20 protein-coding genes are annotated in these 16,841 nt (G+C 70.4%); 6 read left to right on the top strand and 14 right to left on the bottom strand.

Annotated features, from left to right (window positions below; translation table 11 throughout):
* Positions 1-75: 75 nt before the first annotated feature.
* The 3 genes from WT24_RS18095 to WT24_RS18105 all read left to right on the top strand — a co-directional run bounded on the left by WT24_RS18095 (position 76) and on the right by WT24_RS18105 (position 1,531).
* Positions 76-339, top strand: coding sequence for an HPr family phosphocarrier protein (locus tag WT24_RS18095; protein ID WP_059499323.1), 264 nt, complete (start codon positions 76-78; stop codon positions 337-339).
* 66 nt (positions 340-405) lie between these two features.
* Entirely contained in the window at positions 406-627 is a 222-nt protein-coding gene (locus WT24_RS18100; RefSeq protein ID WP_034209183.1) for a hypothetical protein, read from the top strand.
* A gap of 337 nt (positions 628-964) precedes the next feature.
* Positions 965-1,531, top strand: coding sequence for a GNAT family N-acetyltransferase (locus WT24_RS18105; RefSeq protein WP_060035336.1), 567 nt, complete (start codon positions 965-967; stop codon positions 1,529-1,531).
* 21 nt (positions 1,532-1,552) lie between these two features.
* Here the strand turns inward: WT24_RS18105 and WT24_RS18110 are convergent, their stop codons facing one another.
* Both WT24_RS18110 and WT24_RS18115 read right to left on the bottom strand, forming a co-directional pair.
* Positions 1,553-1,774 carry a hypothetical protein gene (locus WT24_RS18110; RefSeq protein ID WP_059794237.1) on the bottom strand — a complete coding sequence of 74 codons (222 nt, stop codon included), beginning with the start codon at positions 1,772-1,774 and terminating at the stop codon, positions 1,553-1,555.
* 23 nt (positions 1,775-1,797) lie between these two features.
* Positions 1,798-2,130 (bottom strand): hypothetical protein, encoded by a 333-nt coding sequence (locus WT24_RS18115; RefSeq protein WP_060035338.1) that lies wholly within the window; start codon positions 2,128-2,130, stop codon positions 1,798-1,800.
* Positions 2,131-2,720: 590 nt separating this feature from the next.
* On the opposite strand from WT24_RS18115, the gene WT24_RS18120 reads away from it, so the two are divergent.
* Positions 2,721-3,431: a response regulator gene (locus tag WT24_RS18120; protein ID WP_060035340.1), complete on the top strand. Its 711-nt coding sequence runs from the start codon at positions 2,721-2,723 to the stop codon at positions 3,429-3,431.
* Between the two features lie 65 nt (positions 3,432-3,496).
* Here the strand turns inward: WT24_RS18120 and WT24_RS18125 are convergent, their stop codons facing one another.
* The 3 genes from WT24_RS18125 to WT24_RS18135 all read right to left on the bottom strand — a co-directional run bounded on the left by WT24_RS18125 (position 3,497) and on the right by WT24_RS18135 (position 8,208).
* The gene (locus WT24_RS18125) at positions 3,497-5,140 is read right to left on the bottom strand and encodes an efflux transporter outer membrane subunit (RefSeq protein WP_156441831.1); all 1,644 of its coding nucleotides are present in this window, start codon (positions 5,138-5,140) and stop codon (positions 3,497-3,499) included.
* A 1-nt stretch (position 5,141) separates the two neighbouring features.
* The gene (locus WT24_RS18130; RefSeq protein WP_059499318.1) at positions 5,142-6,734 is read right to left on the bottom strand and encodes a DHA2 family efflux MFS transporter permease subunit; all 1,593 of its coding nucleotides are present in this window, start codon (positions 6,732-6,734) and stop codon (positions 5,142-5,144) included.
* 85 nt (positions 6,735-6,819) lie between these two features.
* A complete protein-coding gene (locus WT24_RS18135; protein WP_059794232.1) occupies positions 6,820-8,208 on the bottom strand; it encodes an HlyD family secretion protein in 1,389 nt (462 codons plus the stop codon).
* A 172-nt stretch (positions 8,209-8,380) separates the two neighbouring features.
* Between WT24_RS18135 and WT24_RS18140 the strand changes: the two genes are divergently transcribed.
* Together WT24_RS18140 and WT24_RS18145 are read left to right on the top strand one after the other, a co-directional pair.
* The gene (locus WT24_RS18140; RefSeq protein WP_059499316.1) at positions 8,381-8,581 is read left to right on the top strand and encodes a hypothetical protein; all 201 of its coding nucleotides are present in this window, start codon (positions 8,381-8,383) and stop codon (positions 8,579-8,581) included.
* 199 nt (positions 8,582-8,780) lie between these two features.
* Positions 8,781-9,254, top strand: a complete 474-nt coding sequence (locus tag WT24_RS18145; RefSeq protein WP_059499315.1) for an NUDIX hydrolase — start codon at positions 8,781-8,783, stop codon at positions 9,252-9,254.
* Here the strand turns inward: WT24_RS18145 and WT24_RS18150 are convergent.
* The 9 genes from WT24_RS18150 to WT24_RS18190 all read right to left on the bottom strand — a co-directional run bounded on the left by WT24_RS18150 (position 9,229) and on the right by WT24_RS18190 (position 16,788).
* Positions 9,229-9,711, bottom strand: coding sequence for a hypothetical protein (locus tag WT24_RS18150; protein WP_060035342.1), 483 nt, complete (start codon positions 9,709-9,711; stop codon positions 9,229-9,231). The two genes, WT24_RS18145 and WT24_RS18150, sit on opposite strands and share 26 nt — an antisense overlap.
* Positions 9,712-9,822: 111 nt before the next feature.
* Positions 9,823-10,302 carry a BON domain-containing protein gene (locus WT24_RS18155; RefSeq protein WP_060035345.1) on the bottom strand — a complete coding sequence of 160 codons (480 nt, stop codon included), beginning with the start codon at positions 10,300-10,302 and terminating at the stop codon, positions 9,823-9,825.
* Between the two features lie 181 nt (positions 10,303-10,483).
* Positions 10,484-10,987: a low affinity iron permease family protein gene (locus WT24_RS18160; RefSeq protein ID WP_059499312.1), complete on the bottom strand. Its 504-nt coding sequence runs from the start codon at positions 10,985-10,987 to the stop codon at positions 10,484-10,486.
* Positions 10,988-11,148: 161 nt separating this feature from the next.
* Positions 11,149-11,889 (bottom strand): FRG domain-containing protein, encoded by a 741-nt coding sequence (locus tag WT24_RS18165; protein WP_060035347.1) that lies wholly within the window; start codon positions 11,887-11,889, stop codon positions 11,149-11,151.
* A 127-nt stretch (positions 11,890-12,016) separates the two neighbouring features.
* Positions 12,017-12,400, bottom strand: coding sequence for a DUF305 domain-containing protein (locus tag WT24_RS18170; RefSeq protein ID WP_059499348.1), 384 nt, complete (start codon positions 12,398-12,400; stop codon positions 12,017-12,019).
* 98 nt (positions 12,401-12,498) lie between these two features.
* Complete coding sequence (locus WT24_RS18175; RefSeq protein ID WP_060035349.1) at positions 12,499-14,169, bottom strand: GMC family oxidoreductase; 1,671 nt, start codon at positions 14,167-14,169, stop codon at positions 12,499-12,501.
* Positions 14,156-14,821 carry a gluconate 2-dehydrogenase subunit 3 family protein gene (locus WT24_RS18180; protein ID WP_060035351.1) on the bottom strand — a complete coding sequence of 222 codons (666 nt, stop codon included), beginning with the start codon at positions 14,819-14,821 and terminating at the stop codon, positions 14,156-14,158. Before WT24_RS18180 ends, WT24_RS18175 begins: the two co-directional genes overlap by 14 nt.
* Entirely contained in the window at positions 14,818-15,669 is an 852-nt protein-coding gene (locus WT24_RS18185) for a hypothetical protein (RefSeq protein ID WP_059499308.1), read from the bottom strand. Before WT24_RS18185 ends, WT24_RS18180 begins: the two co-directional genes overlap by 4 nt.
* An 18-nt stretch (positions 15,670-15,687) precedes the next feature.
* The gene (locus WT24_RS18190) at positions 15,688-16,788 is read right to left on the bottom strand and encodes an enolase C-terminal domain-like protein (protein WP_060035353.1); all 1,101 of its coding nucleotides are present in this window, start codon (positions 16,786-16,788) and stop codon (positions 15,688-15,690) included.
* Positions 16,789-16,841: the final 53 nt, after the last annotated feature.

Raw genomic sequence — 16,841 nt, forward strand, 5'->3', positions numbered from 1 at the left:
GAGGTCCCGCAGCACGTGCGCAACCGTGCATGTCGCGCGCTGCCGCGCCCACCCGCCCGGAGGCTTTCCAGCATCGTGGCAACCGTCGTGTACGTTGAAATCGGCCCCGCATGGAACCGCAATCGGGGTCGCGCCGCGCGCGACGCGGCCGTCGCCGCGGCACGCCGCTTCGAGAGCGACATCCAGTTGATCGCGAACGGGCTCGGCAGCAATGCAAAAGACAGCGGCGCGATTGCGGCGCTCCAGGTTCACGGCGGCACGTCGGCCCAGGTGCTCGCCACCGGCCCCGACGAGGAAGCGGCGCTGCACGCGCTGCTGCCGTTGCTCCAGGCAAGCTGATGCTCGGCGCCGCCGATCCCGCGGCCGCGCGCCGTCCACCCCGAAACGCCATTTCCCGAGGAAGCGATGAACGACAACCTGACGTCCAACACCCCCAACCTGTCGGCCTCCGCGATCTGGGCGCTCGAACGCCTCGCCGATGTTCGCTACGGCCGCGACGCGCCGGCGCTCGGCTGGTCGATCGAACAGGAACTCGTCGGCGCGGGCTTCGTCAGCCATGCGGCGAACGGACGCTCCGGCGCGTCGATCACCGCGCAGGGGCGCAATTTCCTGAAGAGCCGCAAGTAACCCGCCATTCGGCACGGGCACGATCTCGCGTTGTACGCAACACGCAGGCGCGTCGATTGCCGTTGTCAGCAAGCGGACCGACAACTCACCCCAGGCCGTGTTCGCACCGGTATTCGCCACACGGCGGCGAACGGCCCGCATCCGTCGAGCGCCCCGCGTGACGCGCACCAGACCGCGACGCCGTCACGCGAGCCGGTCCGTGCGAGCACCGCCGGCCCCCGGCCATCCGCATGATGCGGTCGCATGCGCCGATGCGGGCGGGGATTGCATCCACATCGCCGTTTAGCGGTATCGTAAGGGGCTCAAGCGCGGCGCCCTGCGTCGCCATCCCTTCCTCATGGAACGCCCGATGACATTCAGCGCCGCCCCCTCCGTCTCGTCCCCGCCCGTTCTCGATACGCCGCGCCTGATTCTCGAAGGCCATCCGCTCGGCGACTTCGACGCACTCGCCGCGATGTGGGCGGAACCCGGCGTCGTCGCGCACATCTTCAACGGCGAGCCTTCCAAGCCGCGCGACTCGTGGATGCGCATGCTCGCGTATCGCGGGCTGTGGCCGCTGCTCGGCTATGGCTACTGGGCGATCCGCGAAAAGGCGTCGGGCCGCTATGTCGGCGATCTCGGCTTCGCGGATTTCCACCGGAACATCGAGCCGCCGATTCGCGGCGTGCCGGAAGCCGGCTGGGCGCTGGCGACGTGGGCGCAGGGCAACGGCTATGCGACCGAGGCGCTCGCGGCCGCGCTCGGATGGCTCGACGCGCAGCAGCGGTTCGAGCGCAGCGTATGCCTGATCGCGCCGACCAACGTCGCATCGATTCGGGTCGCGGAGAAAGCCGGTTACGGCGAGCCGCTGCGCATCCGCTTCAACGACGCCGATTCGTTGATGTTTTCGCGAAAGTGTCGCTGAGCACGGCGAGTCGGCGCCGGGTCAATCGGCGACCGGTTCGTAGCAGTGCATGAACAGGCCGTCGTCCATCGGCCAGCAGTTGCCGCATTCGTCGCGCAGGATCCAGTCGCCCGGCTTCACCGAGCGCCAGCCTTCCGGCGTCGCGACCGCCCACTTGCCGTGACGGCGCTCTACCCGTTCATGGTCGCCGTCGGCGAACCAGCGCGTTGCCTCGACTTGCCCGGCGCGTTTTCTGAATTTCATGCCACCACCGAAAGAAACGAATCTCAGTGTCGCGTTGCCGCGGCACCGGTGTCGTGCGACTGCGGCCACACACTCGGCGCGCTCGTTGTCGCGCGGGCCGCGTGCAACGCCGCCCAGCCTTCCGCGATGAGCGCCTCCAGCGTGTCGCGCGCGACGGTGGAGATCCGGACGTCGATCTCCTGCAGTTTCATCAGCGCCGACACGACCTCGTCCGGTTGATCGGGTGCGAGCGCAACGATGAACGCCGAACGCCTCTCGGCAGCCCGGACGGCCTCGCTCCAGTCGGCACGCGCCACCGCTGCTTCGATCGCATGCGTTAGCGACTCGAGACTCAGGACGACTTGCAACGGCGTCATTTCGCCTCCCGTTGAATAATTCGCACTGTCCGCTTGCCCGCTCGCCGGGAGCCGGCGCGGCGTCGATCCGACCCGTGCGCCTCCGGTCACGCATGCGCGCATGCATGACTCGACGTGTCGCCGAAGCAGGCAGTCGATGCGACCGGGAAACGGACGCCACCGCAGTATGCGATGCGCGCGAGTCAGGTTCGGGAATTGTAGGAAGCGAGACGCGACAACGTCGGTAATATTTTGTAATGATATGTCGACTAACCTTGCCTGGCTTAGGTTCGGCCGGTGCGGGCCAGATTCGCGACGCCGGATTGGCGCAAACGTTTTCGTCTGAAGGATGCCCGCTCGCGCATCGTCGCGCGCGCCGCGCCGGATCTCGCATCGACCCGTTTCGATCTCACCCGCGGCCCGGCGCCGCCCGCCCCGCGCTTTCCCCCCTCCAGCAGCGATTTGCCCATAGCTCAGTTCACCGAACGATTCAGATTTCGTCACATACCGCCGGAATGTTGCGCAGTATCATCCACGTCGCTTCGGCTACGACGCGCTCGGACTGGGCCTGACCGCTCGCCACCTTCCCGTTTTGCCCCCTTCGTTTACCGATGCCGATCCGAATCCTGCTCGTCGAAGACGACGTCCCGCTGTCCGCGCTGATCGCCGACTATCTGCGCAAGCATCATTACCAGGTGGATACGCTGTACGACGGTGCCGGCGCGGTGTCGGCGATCGTCGCGAGCCGCCCCGACCTGGTGCTGCTCGACGTCAACCTGCCGGGCAAGGACGGTTTCGAGATCTGCCGCGAAGCGCGCGTGCATTACGACGGTATCGTGATCATGGTGACGGGCCGCGACGAACCGTTCGACGAATTGCTCGGCCTGGAACTCGGTGCGGACGATTTTCTCCGCAAGCCGGTCGAGCCGCGCCTGCTGCTCGCGCGGATCAAGGCGCAGTTGCGGCGCACGCGCGTGCCGGCGAGCGACCCCGTGCCCGATACGCCGCAGCGATACGTATTCGGCAAGTTTTCGATCGACCGGGCCGATCGCCGCGTGCATCTTCCCGACGGCAGCGTGCCGCGTTTGACGTCGACCGAATTCGACCTGCTGTGGGCCCTCGTGTGCCGCGCGGGCGAGGTGGTCAGCCGGGAAGAGCTGACGCTGCTGCTGCGCGGCATCGCGTTCGACGGCCTCGATCGTTCGATCGACGGCCGCATCTCGAAGCTGCGCCGCAAGCTGCGCGACGATGCGAACGAACCGAAACGGATCAAGACCATCCGCTCCAGGGGCTATCAGTTCAGCAAGCACGCGTGGGATTGAGGCCGCGCGTGGACCGACGAACGGCATCGCACGCGCGGCCCGCGATGTCCGGCGCGCGCTCGCAGCTATTGCGGGCGAGCCGTACCGGTATCCGCATTCGTGCCCGCGCCGGCCTGCCATCCGCCGCCGAGCGCCTTGTACAGCGCGACGAGATCGGTCGTCGTCTGCAACGCACCCTGCTCGGCCTGCTGCCGGCCCTCCGACCATTGCCGCTCGGCGTCCAGCACGTCGAGGAACGGCGACAACCCCTTTCGGTAACGATCGCGCGCGAGGTCCAGCGCGCCCTGTTCGGCCTTCACCGCATCGTCGAGCGCGGCCGCGCGCGCCTGATCGGTGCGGTACACGGCCAGCGCATTGTCGACGTCGCGCAGCGCGACGAGCACCGCCTGCCGGTAGGCGAGCGCCGCCTCGGCCTGGCGCGCCTGCGACAGCCGCAGGTTCGACACGAGCGCGCCGCCGGAAAAGATCGGCAGGGACACGGCCGGCCCGAACGCATAGAACAGATGCGACCAGTGCGCGAGTTCGCGCACGTGCGACGCGCGCAGGCCGACCTGCCCCGTCAGCGAAATGTCCGGATAGAACTGTGCGACCGCGACGCCGACGTCGGCGGTGGCCGCGTGCAGTTCGGCTTCCGCGCGGCGGATGTCGGGGCGCCGGCGCGCGAGCGTCGACGGCAAGCCGACGGGTACGGTCGGCGGCACGTCCGGCAACGCGCGCGGGGCGGCAAGCCAGTCGTCGAGCGCGCCCGGCGCGCCGCCGACCAGGTACGCGAGACCGTTGCGCAGCAGCACGATCTGCTGGTCGAACTGCGGCAGTTGGGCGCGAATCTGCGCGAGCCGCGCGTCGGCGCTGCGCACGTCGAGATCGCTCGCGAGACCATGCGCGGCCTGCTCGCGCGTCAGGTCGAGCAGGTCGCGCTGCGCGCGTTGCAGGTCGTCGGCCAGCGCGCGCTGCGCTTGCGCGCCGCGCAGTTGCAGATAGGTCTGCGCGACCTCGGCCTCGAGCGACAGCAGCGCGTCGTCGCGGCTCGCGACCGCCGCGCTCGTCTGGGCGCCGGCCGCTTCGACCGAGCGACGCACGCGCCCGAACAGGTCCAGTTCCCATGACGCGTCGAACCCGGCCTGCCACAGGTTGACCGGCGCTTCGAGGGCATCGAGCGCGCCGCGCGCGCCTTGCTGCACGCGCGCGCCGGTTCCCGGCCCGAACCGGTCGAGCGGTGATCCCGGCGCGCCGAGACGATCGACGCGCTGGTCGATGCCCTGCTCCTCGACGATGCCTTTCAGGCCGAGCTGTTCGCGCTGGTAGCTGGCGGTCGCACGCACGTCCGGCAAACCCTGCGCGGCGGCGGCGCGAACCTGCGCGCGCGCCTGTGCGATGCGCAGCACGGCGGCCTGCACATCGAGGTTGTCGTGCGCGGCGCGCTCGACGAGCCGGTCGAGCAGCGGATCGCCGAACGCGCGCCACCAGCGCGGATCGGGGTCGGCGTCGATCGTCGGCGAAGACCGGACGGCCACGCCGGATGCGGGGGCCGCCGCCCGACCGTCCGCCTGCATCGCATGCCAGGTGTCCGGCGCGTCCGCGTGCGGCGGCTGGTAGTCGGGTCCGACGGTGCAGCTTGCGATACCGACGCATCCGATGAATATCGTCACCGTGCGACACGCGATAGCGCGAATCCAGCGGCGGTTGCGGTGCTCCCGATGCATGCGCATGTCAATGCCCTCCCGCGCCGCCCGCGGCCTTCGCCGGCGTGAACAGGAACGTCAGCGGAATGCTGAATGCGCAGAACACCGCGAGGATCGCGAACACGTCGATATACGCGAGGATCGTCGCCTGCGCGATGAATGTCTCGTACAGCCGCCCGTTCGCCGTCTGCAGCGCGGCCGGCGGCGGCGCGCCCGTCAGCGCGGCGATCGCGCGCGCGTTCTCCTGCAGCGCGTCCTGGAAGTTCTGCGACAGCGTCGACATGTGCGTGGACAGATGGGCCATGCGCGCCTGCGTGCGTTCGCGGATCAAGGCGGTCGACACCGAGATGCCGATCGAGCCCGCGACGTTGCGGAACATCGTGAACAGCGCGGACGCGTCGTCGTTGAGCCGCTGCGGCACGGTCAGGTACGCGAGCGTCGTGATCGGCACGAACATGAAGCCGATCGCGAGCGACTGCGCACACCGGATCATCATGAGGTGCGTGTAGTCGATGTCGGGCACCAGCGTGCGCGAATAGATCAGCGAGGCGCACAGCAGCACGAAACCGAACCCGACGAGATAGCGCGTCTGCACGTGCGGCATCAGCCGGCTCACGAGCGGAATCTCGAGCGTGATCAGCAGCGCGCCGGGCGACAGCACGAGGCCCGCGAGCGTCGCCGTGTAGCCGAGACGCTGCTGCGCGAGCTGCGGCACGATCACCGCGCTGCCGTACAGCACGGCCGCGAACGTCGCGATCGTCACGCAGCCGAGCGCGAAATTGCGATCGCGCAGGCACGACAGGTCGACCACCGGTTTCTTCGTACGCAGCAGCCACAGCGTCGCGCCGATCAACCCGAGTGCGGACAGCACGGCAAACACGCGGATGAAGTTCGAGCCGAACCAGTCCTCGTCCTCGCCGCGATCGAGCATCACCTGCAGGCAACCGAGCCCGATCGCGATCAGCCCGATGCCGATGTAGTCGATGGAGATCCCGCGGTCGGCGCCGCGCCGCCACGGCGGATCCTCGACGAGCTGCATCACCGCGAGCACGGTCAGCGCGCCGATCGGCACGTTGAGCAGGAACACCCAGCGCCACGAGAAATGGTCGGTGATCCAGCCGCCGAGCGTCGGCCCGAGCACCGGCGCGACGACGATCGCGATCGCCGAGATCGAGAACGCGCGGTTGCGCTGCTCGGGCGGAAACGTATCGAGGATGATCGACTGCTGGTTCGGCTGCAGGCCGCCGCCGAACAGTCCCTGCAGCACGCGGAACACGATCAGTTCGCCGAGGTTGGTCGCGACGCCGCACAGGAACGAGCACACGGTAAACGCGGCGATGCACAGCAGGAAGTAGCGCTTGCGGCCGAGCATGCGCCCGAGGAAGCCCGAGATCGGCAGCACGATGCCGTTCGCGACGAGATACGACGTGAGCGTCCAGGTCGCCTCGTCGTAGCTCGCCGACATCGTGCCGGCGATGTGCGGCAGCGCGACGTTGACGATCGTCGTGTCGAGGATTTCCATGAACGCGGCGAGCGTGACGACGATCGCGATGAGCCACGGGTTCGCGGCGGGACGCCACGTGCCATCGGATGCGCCGCTGCGATCGGGCGGCCGGTTCATCGGCGGGCCTCGTCAGGCGGGAACGGCATGCGGGTATCGGGCATCGGATCGCTCCGGTCGAAACCGGCCGCGGCACGGCGGCCGGTCATTTCAGATGGACGGTCGGCTCGACCGACAGGCCGAGACCGAGCGGCGGACGGGTCGGCAGCGGGCCGTCGAGCACGATCTTCACCGGCACGCGCTGCACGATCTTCACGAAGTTGCCGGTCGCGTTCTCGGTCGGAAACGCGGAGAAGCGCGACCCGCTGCCGAGCTGGATGCTGTCGACGTGGCCGTGCAGGTCGAGATCGGGGTACGCGTCGACCGACACGTCGACGCGATCGCCGATGCGCATCCGCTCGAGCTGCGACTCCTTGAAATTGGCGGTGATCCACACGCGCGGCGTGACGATCGAGAAGATCGACGTGCCCGGTTGCAGGAACGAGCCCAGTTGCACGTTGCGTCGCGTGACCCAGCCGTCGGACGGCGCACGCATTTCGCAGTACGACAGGTTCAGGTTGGCCGTCTCGAGCTGCGCGCGCGCCTGCAGCACCTGCTGGCGGCGTTCCTCGACGGCCGTCTCGGCCTGCCGGATCTGCTGCGGCACGAGGCTCGCGGTACGCGCCTGCGCCTGGGCCATCGCGACGTTCGCGTCGGCGGTCGCGCGCTGCGCGTCGGCGGCGTCGATCGCCTGCTGCGACGTCGCGCGCGCATCGACCGCGCGCTGCCGCGTCTGCGCGGCGAGCGCCTGCCGGTACGCGGCTTCCGCGGACTCGATCTGCGCGCGCGCCTGCCGGTACTGGGCCGGATACTGCACGCGCGCGATATCGAGCTGCACGCCCGCCGCGTCGAGCTGCGCCTGCGCGAGACCGAGCTGCGCCTGCGCCGCGTCGACCTGCGCGCGGTAGTCGCGCGGATCGATCTCGACGAGCACGTCGCCGCGCCGCACGAACGTGTTGTCGTCGATCGCCAACCGCGTCACGTAGCCGGACACGTGCGGCGCGACCGCGACCGCGTTGCCGTCGGTATACGCATCGTCGGTGCTGACCTGGTTGCGCGTCGCGAACCACCAGACGAACCCGGCGACGAGCAGCACGACCACCACCGCGCCGAGGATGATCAGCGGCTTTTTGCCGGGGCGCTTGCGTTCGCCGTCGCCGTTGCCGCCCTCTCCGTCGCCGCCGGTGCGGCCGCCGCGATCGTCGTGCGGATGATCATCGCCGCCACCGCCGCCCGGGGCGTCGGTCGGGCGCTCGCCGTCGTTGCGGCCCGGCGCGGCCGCCGAGCCGCTGCCGCCGCCGGACTGGCCGTCGCCCGCACGCGCGAGCTCGGTCGGCCAGCGGGCGTGCAGCGGCGTCGACAGGGCGACACCGGCCGCCGCCGACGCGAACGCGTCCGGCGCGCCGGTGCCGGGCGGTCCGGGCGTCAGCGCGCGCCGGACCGCGGCGCCAAATCGCTCACGAACGGACAACGGGCACAGGATCGCATCGGGCATAAACGGAACTCCAGGCGGTGGCCGCAAGCGTCATTGCCCGCGCCGACCTCAAGCGCGCGCTCAAGCAAACAGCGGACCCGGGGGCGTGCTTCGCCCGAAACCGGCAGCCCGGACCCGGCACGCCCGATGCGCGACACGTACGCTTCGACGGCCCCGACAGGACTCGCGAACCATGAAGCGCTCGACCTCACTCGATACCGACACGCGCAACGAAGATCGCGGCGACAGCACGCCCGGCCCCGAAGGCAAGCGCCGTGGCACAGCCACGCCGCCGCCGCGCAGCGCCCGCGACCCGGCCGAAGGCAAGCCGGCGGAGCCGGAAGGCGGGACGCCGCCGCATCCCACGCCATCGAGCGAACACGGCGATTCGTGAGCACCGCGCGCCGCACGGAATCACCGCCCGCGTGGCCGCGACAGGCGGCGGCAGAAATGACAAGCCGTTGAAAAATCGCGGACGACGGCCCGACAGGCGGCCCCGAAACGCTCGCGCGACGGCCGGCGCGGCGGCGACGCAGGAACGCATGTTGCGGCACCGGATCATGGATCTTTCAATCACCCGTCGCCTGCCCTTCATGACGCTCCCCGACCCGTCCGATTTCCCTGTTCGCGCGGTACCGCTGGCGCCGCTGGCGAAGGAACGCGCGACGATCGTCTGCCATCGCAACCAACGCGTGCTGCTGGTCGCCCGCGGACCGTCGTCGCGCTGGACGCTGCCGGGCGGCGTGATTCGCCGGGGCGAATCGGCGCTCGACGCCGCGCATCGCGAACTTCGGGAGGAAACGGGGCTCGCCGATCTCGAGCTCGCCTATTTCTTCTACGTGGACGGCAGCGTGAAACGCCATCACGTATTCGTCGCGAACCTGCCGCGCGGCGCGCACGCGTGCCCGGGCCGGGAAATCGCGCTGTGCCGCTGGGTCGGGATCCACGCGGTGCCGCACTGGCCGGCGAGCGCGCCGACGCAGCGCATCATCCGTCAGTTCGCGGACCTGTGCGCCGCGTGCGGCCTGCCGCCGGCGCCGGTCACGCGTCTTTCGTCGCCTCGTTGAGTCCGGCGACCGGGGATTGCGGATCGCGCGCGAGCCCTTGCGCGAAGACCTTCAATCCTTCGAGAAGCGGCGTCAACGCATCCCACAGCGCCTCGTCGTGCAGCAGCCGGTAGATGCCGCGCACGCCGGGCGCGACATGCTCGTGCTGTGCCGGCTGCCATGCGCCGACGTGATGCAACGCGTCGGCTGCCGCAAACGCGGCGCGGCCGAACTGTTCCGGCGGAATGCGCGACAGCGCCGTCACGAGCATGGCGAGATTCTGCATGCCGCTCTGCATGCCGGGTTTGTCGAGCGCGTCGACGAACGTGTCGGCCAGCCGCGCGTTCGCGCTGACCACCTCGTTCGCGAAGCGCAGGAAGCCGTGCCGATGCAGGCTGCCGAGCAGGTGTTCGAGCGCGTCGTGCGCGCCGGGCTCCGGATGCGGAGACGTCGTGTCGGGGGGCTGGCGTTCGGTCATGGGCTTGCTCCGGGTGGGGCGCCAGGCCGCCGTCGTGCCGGCAGCCGTGCGTGCGCCGAATGCTTGTCGTATTCGTTCACCGGCCTGCCGGTGCAGGCAGCCGCCGCCGCGTCAGTGCGCATGACTGCCGGGCGGCGCCTTGTATTCGCTGCGCGCGCCCATCGCATCCTCGACGCGATGCACGCCATGCAATGCGGCGACGCCGTCGATCAATGCCTGCCGTTCGGACTCCTCGACCTGCCCGGTCAGGCACACGTTGCCGCGCTCGACGCTCACGTCGATGTCGCGCGGGCGACCGACGAGCCGGCCGAGCGCAGCACGCACGCGCTCGGCGACCTGCACGTCGCTCGCATCGCCCGCGAGCCAGTCCGCCCGCAGGCCGGCAATCGCGCCGCGCGCATGGTCGGCCGCCCGCTTCGCCTGCGTATTCGCATAATCGGCCACGCCATGCCGGCCCGCGACCGCCTTGTCGCGCAAATAAGCGCGTCGCCGCCGGCCGGACGAAGGATCGAGGAAGTACATCGCGGCCGCCCCGCACGCAACGGCCACCGCAAGATTCAACAACGGATTCGAAGGGGTTCTGGAGTTCATGGAGGCACCGTAGGCAATACCCGGGACAGCCGGGCTTCGTTTCGGTATGCAGCACGTGCCGTTCCCCGGTGCAAGCGTCGAGTGCAAGCCGCCGCGCGGCGATGCGGCGCCGGAAACGACAAGCGTTTGAAAAATCATCGGGCCGCGCATCGCTCGACCTGAAGATCGGAAAATCGGAAGATCAGGATTCGGGCGTGCCGGCCGTTTCCGCCCGCTTGCCGCCCGGCTCGTCCTCGCCGCGCTCGGCCGCGCGCTGCGCCATGTCGACGTAGGTTTGCGCCAGCGCGCGCAACTCTTCCTCCGACGCATCCTCGATCCCGATCAGCCGGTCGCTCGCCGCGCGCGTGACCGCGAGCAGTTCGTCGAGCTTCAGATGCAACGCCACGCTGTCGCGGTTCTGGTTGCGTTGCAGCAGGAACACCATCAGGAACGTGATGATCGTGGTGCCGGTATTGATGACGAGCTGCCACGCGTCGGAGTAGTGAAACACCGGCCCGCTCACGAGCCACAGCACGGTGATGGCGACCGCGCTGCCGAACGCCACCGGCGAGCCGGCCCAGGTGGTCACGCTCGACGCAAAACGTTCGAACGCGCGGGTGACGGCGTGCCCGGCCGGCCGGGAACCGGCGCCGGCCTCGCACGCCGTGTCGCGACGGTCGCGCGGTGGTTCGTTGGGTTCGCGCATGAGAGCCTCCGATTCGATGGTTGGTTTGAATGCGCATGAACCGCGTCGCCGCCCGCCGCGGAGCGCACGCAAGCGAGGGCCGCTCGGGGTTCGGTCCCGTCTGCGCGCCGTCGAGACGAGCATCGCGCGTGCCCGCCCGCACACCCCATCCGGCGGCGGCTTCACTGCGGCGCGTGCGTGTCCTCGTCGTCCGGGAAAAAGCGCGTGTCGGTCAGCTGTGCGATGCCGTCGAGATCCGGAAAGATCGTCGCGACGCTCACGCCGACGCCGGCAAGCTCCTGCCGGATCGTCGCGAACCGGGCGCCCGGCACGACGATGCGCATGAGGCGGCCGGCGAAGTCCGCATGCTCGTCGAGCGGCACGAAACGCTCGGCGCCGGCGTCGTAACAGTGAATCGTGAACCAGCCATCCTGCGCGGTGATCCTCGGCATCACGTGGCGCGGCCGGAACACCTTGGTGCGCGCGACCTGCAGCGGGGCGCGCCGTTCGGCGGCGGTCGCGATGTCGTCGGCGTCGTGCGACAGGCACCACACCACGCCGTCGCCGCCCGATTCGCCCGCGCGCCTGACCGCGAACCACAGCGCGGCCAGTGCGTTGCCGGACCAGTCGAGCAGACGCGTGCGCATCCCGTGCTGCTGCGCGAGCGCGAGCCAGTCGCACGCATCGAGGTTCTGCCCGGGTTCGAGATGCGGGAGCGCGCGCCGCGTGAATTCGTCCAGCATCCGCGCTTCGACGTCGGGCGACGCGCGCTGCCGCGCGATGCCCGGAACGAGCGGCCAGCCGGCGTTGCACTGGCCGCGAAAGAGCCGCAGCGCCATCGTCCGGCGCTGCGCGCCGATCACGGCCATGTAGTCGGCCACGCTGTCGATCGAGCGGCCTGCCGCCTCGTGCTCACCGTCCATGCGTCGCGCCTCCTGTCGCGTCTGCCCGTATTCGCGGCCGTCTCGGCGGCACGCGTTCGGCAGGGTCGCTTGCCGGATGCGGCGCGACCGGTACGGCCGGCTGCGTATCGCCGTATCGCATCGCGGCTCACGGCGTCTTGCCGTGCTCCTTCTGCCAGCGCTCCATCAACGCGATCTCGTCGCGCTGCGCGGCGACGATCCGGCTCGCGAGCTGCCGCAGCGTCGGGTCCTTGCCGTATTTGAGTTCGACCTGCGCCATGTCGATCGCGCCCTGGTGATGCGGCGCCATGTGCGCGACGAAATCGCGATCGGCATCGCCCGTGTACGGCGCACTCTCCATCGCTTCCATCATTTTTCGGTCGGCGCGCTTGAACGCCTGCGTGGACGTGTCGGGCACGCTGACGGGATTGGCGGGGCGCAACTGCCCGGCCGCGGGCAGCGCCGACGCGCACGCCGCCAGCAGTGCGCAGGCGGCGCAACGGCGCAGGGATGAACGGTTGAATACTGGCATGAGACGATTCCTCGACAAGAAAGTGAACGGTTCGCTCGCGGCATCCTCGCTCGTAAGCACGCGTCGTATCGGTCGCTGCGGGGGCCGCGCCGTGCGATTCACCGCCATCGCGCTCGCGCATGCGAATCGCCGCGTGCGACCAGCGCGCGGATGCGGTCGGCGGTGCGGCACGCGATCGCCTGGATCGTCAGCGACGGATTCACGCCGCCCACCGTCGGAAACACCGAGCCGTCGCACACCCACAGGTTCGGTATGTCCCAACTGCGGCAATCGGCATCGACGACGCTCGTCGCCGGGTCGTCGCCCATCCGCACGGTGCCGGCGAGATGGCACGTGTCGTCCTCCTCGTGCCAGATGTCGCGCGCGCCGGCCGCTTCCAGCGAACGCCCCATCTGCGCGAGCGCATGGCGGATCATCCGGCGATCGTTGTCGTCGTACGAATAGGTCACGCGCGCGACCGGCAACCCGAACGCGTCGCGTTCGTCGGCGAGCGTCACGCGGTTGTCCGCGCGCGGCAGCGTCTCGCCGACGATCTTCAAGCCGGCCTGGAAGTTGTAGCGCGCCATCTCGCGCTTCAGCGCGTCGCCCCACAGCCCGCGCGCGGCGACCTTGCGCGCCCATTCGATCGGCAGCGGCCCCTGGCTCATCCAGCAATAGCCGCCGAAGAAATCCTTGCCTTCGTCCGCATAGTTCCAGTGCTCGGTGATCGACAGCGACGGCGGCCCCTTGTACCAGCGCACTTCGTCGTCCATCGTCCCCCACGAAGCCTGGTTGAGCTGCGCCATCAGGTAGCGGCCGACGAGGCCCGAACGGTTCGCGAGCCCCTGCGGATGCCGCCCGTTCGCAGACAGCAGCAGCAGGCGCGGCGTCTCGATCGCATAACCGGCGACGACGACGTTGCGCGCGCGCTGGAACCGGGTGCGGCCGTCGCGCGCGTAGTGCACGCCGGTCACGCGATCGCCGTCGGCCTCGATCCGCAGCGCCATCGCGAGATCGCGCACTTCGGCGCCGGCCGCGACCGCCCGCGGAATCCACGTGACGAGCGCACTCTGTTTCGCGTTGGTCGCGCAGCCGGCGATGCAGAAGCCGCGGTACACGCACGGATGCGCGCGGCCGCGCGGCGCGGACAGCGTCGCGAGCGGCGTCGGCGTCCAGTCGATGCCCAGTGCCTCCGCGCCGCGCGCCAGCACGAGCGCGGCCGCGTTCAGTTCGTGCGGACGATACGGATAGCGCGGGCGCGGCGGCCCCCACGGGTAGTTCACCGGCCCGCTGATCTTCAACGCCTGTTCGACCTCGCGGTAGTAACGCCACATCTCGCGCCAGTCGAGCGGCCAGTCGACGCCGTAGCCGAGCGCGGTGCGCGAGCGAAACCACTCGGGCCGGAAGCGCAGCGACACCATCGCGAAGTGCACGGTGCTGCCGCCGATCGCGCGGCCGCTGTTGTTGGTGCCGAGCGTGAGCGGATCGGCGCCGTCGCAGATCCGCTCGTCGGTCCAGAACAGCTTGTGCTGATGCGTCTCGTCGGACGCGAATTCCTCCAGGGGCCGCCACCATGCGCCCGCGTCGAGCGCGACGACCGAGAAGCCGTATTCGGCGAGCTTGCACGCGAGCGTGCCGCCGCCGGCGCCGGTGCCGACGATCACGAAGTCGACCGCGTCGTCGTCGCGGAACATCCGCATCGGCGACCAGCCGCCGACCCGCAACGGATCGGGCGCACGGCCGTCGCGGCCGCGCGGCGACGGGGCGGACAGCGGTTCATCGGCGGCCATCGCGATCGCCCTCCTCCACGCGCATTTCCGCTTCCCACGGGTCGCGCCGGTTGAAGTCCATCCGCACGTAGCCGCGCGGGCTCGCGGGGCCGCCGAAGCCGATCTCGTTCCACGCGAACGGATGGCCGTAATACGCACCGCAGATATCCATCAGCACGCGCTTCGCGAAGAACGTGCGCGGGTCCATGCCGGCCCAGGCCGGTTCCACCTGTCGATCGACGTCGCCTTTCTGCACCGCGTGCAGCAACGCGTCGGCGTCGCGCGCGGCGAGCGCCGCGAACGGGCAGCCGTGCGCGTGCCGCGCCATCGCGTCGAGCGCGGCGAGGCCCGTCTGCCACGCGGCGCGCAGCGGGGGAAGACGCGCATCGCGATAGCCGTCGCCGTCGTCGGCCGCGAGCCGCGCGTCGACCAGCGCGGCGGTCGGGATCGCGCCCGCGCCGCCCGGCTGCTGCGGCACGATGCGCGTGCACAACGCACCGAGCGTCGCGAATCGTTCGGCATCCAGATGACGCGGCGCATTCGCAGCCACGCGCAGGCGCGCATCGATCGCGCGCCGCGTCGCATCGTTCCACGACGGCGTGTCGCGCTTGGCGAGCACGTCGTAGCCCGGATAGCGCGGCAGCGCGACCGGCTTGCGGTTCGCATCGTTCATGACGCCTCCTGTTCGGCGAGCGCGGTCGCGGCCAGCCCCGCGATCGCGAGCGCGGTGAAGCTCGGCGGCGCCGGCAGCGGTGGGCCCGACAGCAGGTTCTGCGACCAGTTGCGCCAGCCGCCCATCTGCCGCGCGACGCCGCGCGCATGAAACGCGACGCCGACGAACCCGAGCACGGCCGTCGCGCGCAGCCACCCGCGGCAGAACCGCCGGTCGGCACGCGGGCGCGACAGCGCGAGCCGGGCAGTCGCCAGCGCGGCAAGCGGCGGCACGACGAGCGGTGCGAACATCGCGCGATGCTGGAAGGCGCCGCGAAAATGCAGCAAGCCGACTTCGCCGAGCGTGCCGACGAGCCCTGCCGCGACCAGCCCGGCAAGCGCCCGCCCGGCGGGCAGCCCGGCGAGCCGCGGCGCATCGGCCGGACTCTCGCGCAACCGCTCGCCCGCCGCGCCCAGCGCGCCCGACAGCAGCAGCGCGAACGGCGCGCCGAGCGGTGCGCCATAGAACAGGTTGTGCCAGCTGAAACCGCCCGGCCGCTTCGTCACGTTGTACAGGTGGAACGCGGAACCGGCGACGCCGACCGCGGCCGATGCGACGTGCACCGCGTCGCGCAGCCGGTGACGCACGGGCGTGTCGTCCGCGTGGCCGTGCACGCTCGCGATCACCGACAGCGTCGACATCGCGAGCGGCGCGAGCATCGCGCGATTGTGAAAGGTGCCGCGATAGTGCTCGACGCCGCTGTCGGCGAGCACCGAGCCGGCCAGCAGCAACGCGCTGCGGTTCAGCAGCCGCGCGGCGTCGGCCAGCAGCCTGTCGCGCTCGGCGGCGCGATGTCGGCGGTGTCGCATCGTTCCTCCTCGTCGAGGTTAAAGCGCGAAATCCAGCAGATCGGCGGTGCGCAATTCGAGGCCGAGCCCGGCGCGCGTCGCGTCGATTTCCAGTGCGCCGTCGACGAGCATCGGCGCGCCGTCGAACAGCATCCGCTCGATGCGGACGTGATCGTGAAACCATTCGACGTGGCGCAGGCGCGGCGCCGCGCAGCCGATGTGCCGATGCAGCGCGGGCGCGCAATGCGCGGACAGGTCGACGTGGTGCGCATCGGCGAGCGCGGCGGCCGCGAGAAAACCGCTGACGCCGCCGCAGCGCGTCGCGTCGGCCTGCAGCACGTCGACCGCACGGCCTTCCAGCAAGCGCCGGAAATCGTCGGGCGTATACGCGTACTCGCCGGCCGCGACGTCCACCCGCGCGCCGACGTGCTCGCGCACGAATCGCAACCCGGCGGCGTCGTCGCTGCTGACGGGCTCCTCGAACCAGCGAACGTCGCAATCGGCGGCCGCCTGCGCGAACGCGAGCGCCGTGCGCGGCGCGTACGCGCCGTTCGCATCGACGAACAGGTCGACGTCACGCCCGAGCGCATCGCGCGCCGCGTGCACGCGCGCCGGATCGCGCGCGTCCTCCACGCCGATCTTGATCTTGCACGCGCGCACGTGCTCGGCGCGCCATCCGTCGAGTTGCACGGCGAGCGTCGGCGCATCGTAAGTCGTGAACCCGCCACTGCCGTACACCGGCACCCGTTCGCGCAGGCGGCCCAGCAGCAGCGCGAGCGGCACGTCGGCGAGTTTCGCCTTCGCGTCCCACAGCGCGGCATCGAGCGCCGATATCGCGGTCGCCGCGATCCCGCTGCGGCCGAGGTTGCGCACCGCGCGCCACAGCGCGTCGACGGCGGCCGGGATGTCCACCGCCGGCCGGTGGCGCAGCACGCCGGCCAGCAGCGACGTCACGAGCGGCACGGCGCTCGCATCCGTGTACGTATAGCCGAGCCCCGTCACAGGCCCCGCGTCGATCTCCACGACGACGACCGTCGTCGCGGTCCATGCATAGGTGCCGTCGGCTTCGGGCCGGTCGGTCGGCACGCGATACGCGCGAGCGCGCACGGCGTCGATCGCCGGTGCGGCGGAAAGGGCCATCGTTGCGCTCCGGTCAACTTGCTTTTTGCTTGCGGACCACGCGTGCAACCGCT

The organism is Burkholderia sp. MSMB1078WGS (assembly GCF_001528895.1).
GTDB lineage: Bacteria > Pseudomonadota > Gammaproteobacteria > Burkholderiales > Burkholderiaceae > Burkholderia.

What these genes read in the sequence shown, in the direction of transcription:
- WT24_RS18100 (WP_034209183.1), top strand. Translation starts at nt 406, where the DNA reads ATGAACGACAACCTGACGTCCAACACCCCCAACCTGTCGGCCTCCGCG.
- WT24_RS18105 (WP_060035336.1), top strand. Translation starts at nt 965, where the DNA reads ATGGAACGCCCGATGACATTCAGCGCCGCCCCCTCCGTCTCGTCCCCG.
- WT24_RS18110 (WP_059794237.1), bottom strand. Translation starts at nt 1,774, where the DNA reads ATGAAATTCAGAAAACGCGCCGGGCAAGTCGAGGCAACGCGCTGGTTC.
- WT24_RS18115 (WP_060035338.1), bottom strand. Translation starts at nt 2,130, where the DNA reads ATGACGCCGTTGCAAGTCGTCCTGAGTCTCGAGTCGCTAACGCATGCG.
- WT24_RS18120 (WP_060035340.1), top strand. Translation starts at nt 2,721, where the DNA reads ATGCCGATCCGAATCCTGCTCGTCGAAGACGACGTCCCGCTGTCCGCG.
- WT24_RS18125 (WP_156441831.1), bottom strand. Translation starts at nt 5,140, where the DNA reads ATGCGCATGCATCGGGAGCACCGCAACCGCCGCTGGATTCGCGCTATC.
- WT24_RS18130 (WP_059499318.1), bottom strand. Translation starts at nt 6,734, where the DNA reads ATGAACCGGCCGCCCGATCGCAGCGGCGCATCCGATGGCACGTGGCGT.
- WT24_RS18135 (WP_059794232.1), bottom strand. Translation starts at nt 8,208, where the DNA reads ATGCCCGATGCGATCCTGTGCCCGTTGTCCGTTCGTGAGCGATTTGGC.
- WT24_RS18140 (WP_059499316.1), top strand. Translation starts at nt 8,381, where the DNA reads ATGAAGCGCTCGACCTCACTCGATACCGACACGCGCAACGAAGATCGC.
- WT24_RS18145 (WP_059499315.1), top strand. Translation starts at nt 8,781, where the DNA reads ATGACGCTCCCCGACCCGTCCGATTTCCCTGTTCGCGCGGTACCGCTG.
- WT24_RS18150 (WP_060035342.1), bottom strand. Translation starts at nt 9,711, where the DNA reads ATGACCGAACGCCAGCCCCCCGACACGACGTCTCCGCATCCGGAGCCC.
- WT24_RS18155 (WP_060035345.1), bottom strand. Translation starts at nt 10,302, where the DNA reads ATGAACTCCAGAACCCCTTCGAATCCGTTGTTGAATCTTGCGGTGGCC.
- WT24_RS18160 (WP_059499312.1), bottom strand. Translation starts at nt 10,987, where the DNA reads ATGCGCGAACCCAACGAACCACCGCGCGACCGTCGCGACACGGCGTGC.
- WT24_RS18165 (WP_060035347.1), bottom strand. Translation starts at nt 11,889, where the DNA reads ATGGACGGTGAGCACGAGGCGGCAGGCCGCTCGATCGACAGCGTGGCC.
- WT24_RS18170 (WP_059499348.1), bottom strand. Translation starts at nt 12,400, where the DNA reads ATGCCAGTATTCAACCGTTCATCCCTGCGCCGTTGCGCCGCCTGCGCA.
- WT24_RS18175 (WP_060035349.1), bottom strand. Translation starts at nt 14,169, where the DNA reads ATGGCCGCCGATGAACCGCTGTCCGCCCCGTCGCCGCGCGGCCGCGAC.
- WT24_RS18180 (WP_060035351.1), bottom strand. Translation starts at nt 14,821, where the DNA reads ATGAACGATGCGAACCGCAAGCCGGTCGCGCTGCCGCGCTATCCGGGC.
- WT24_RS18185 (WP_059499308.1), bottom strand. Translation starts at nt 15,669, where the DNA reads ATGCGACACCGCCGACATCGCGCCGCCGAGCGCGACAGGCTGCTGGCC.
- WT24_RS18190 (WP_060035353.1), bottom strand. Translation starts at nt 16,788, where the DNA reads ATGGCCCTTTCCGCCGCACCGGCGATCGACGCCGTGCGCGCTCGCGCG.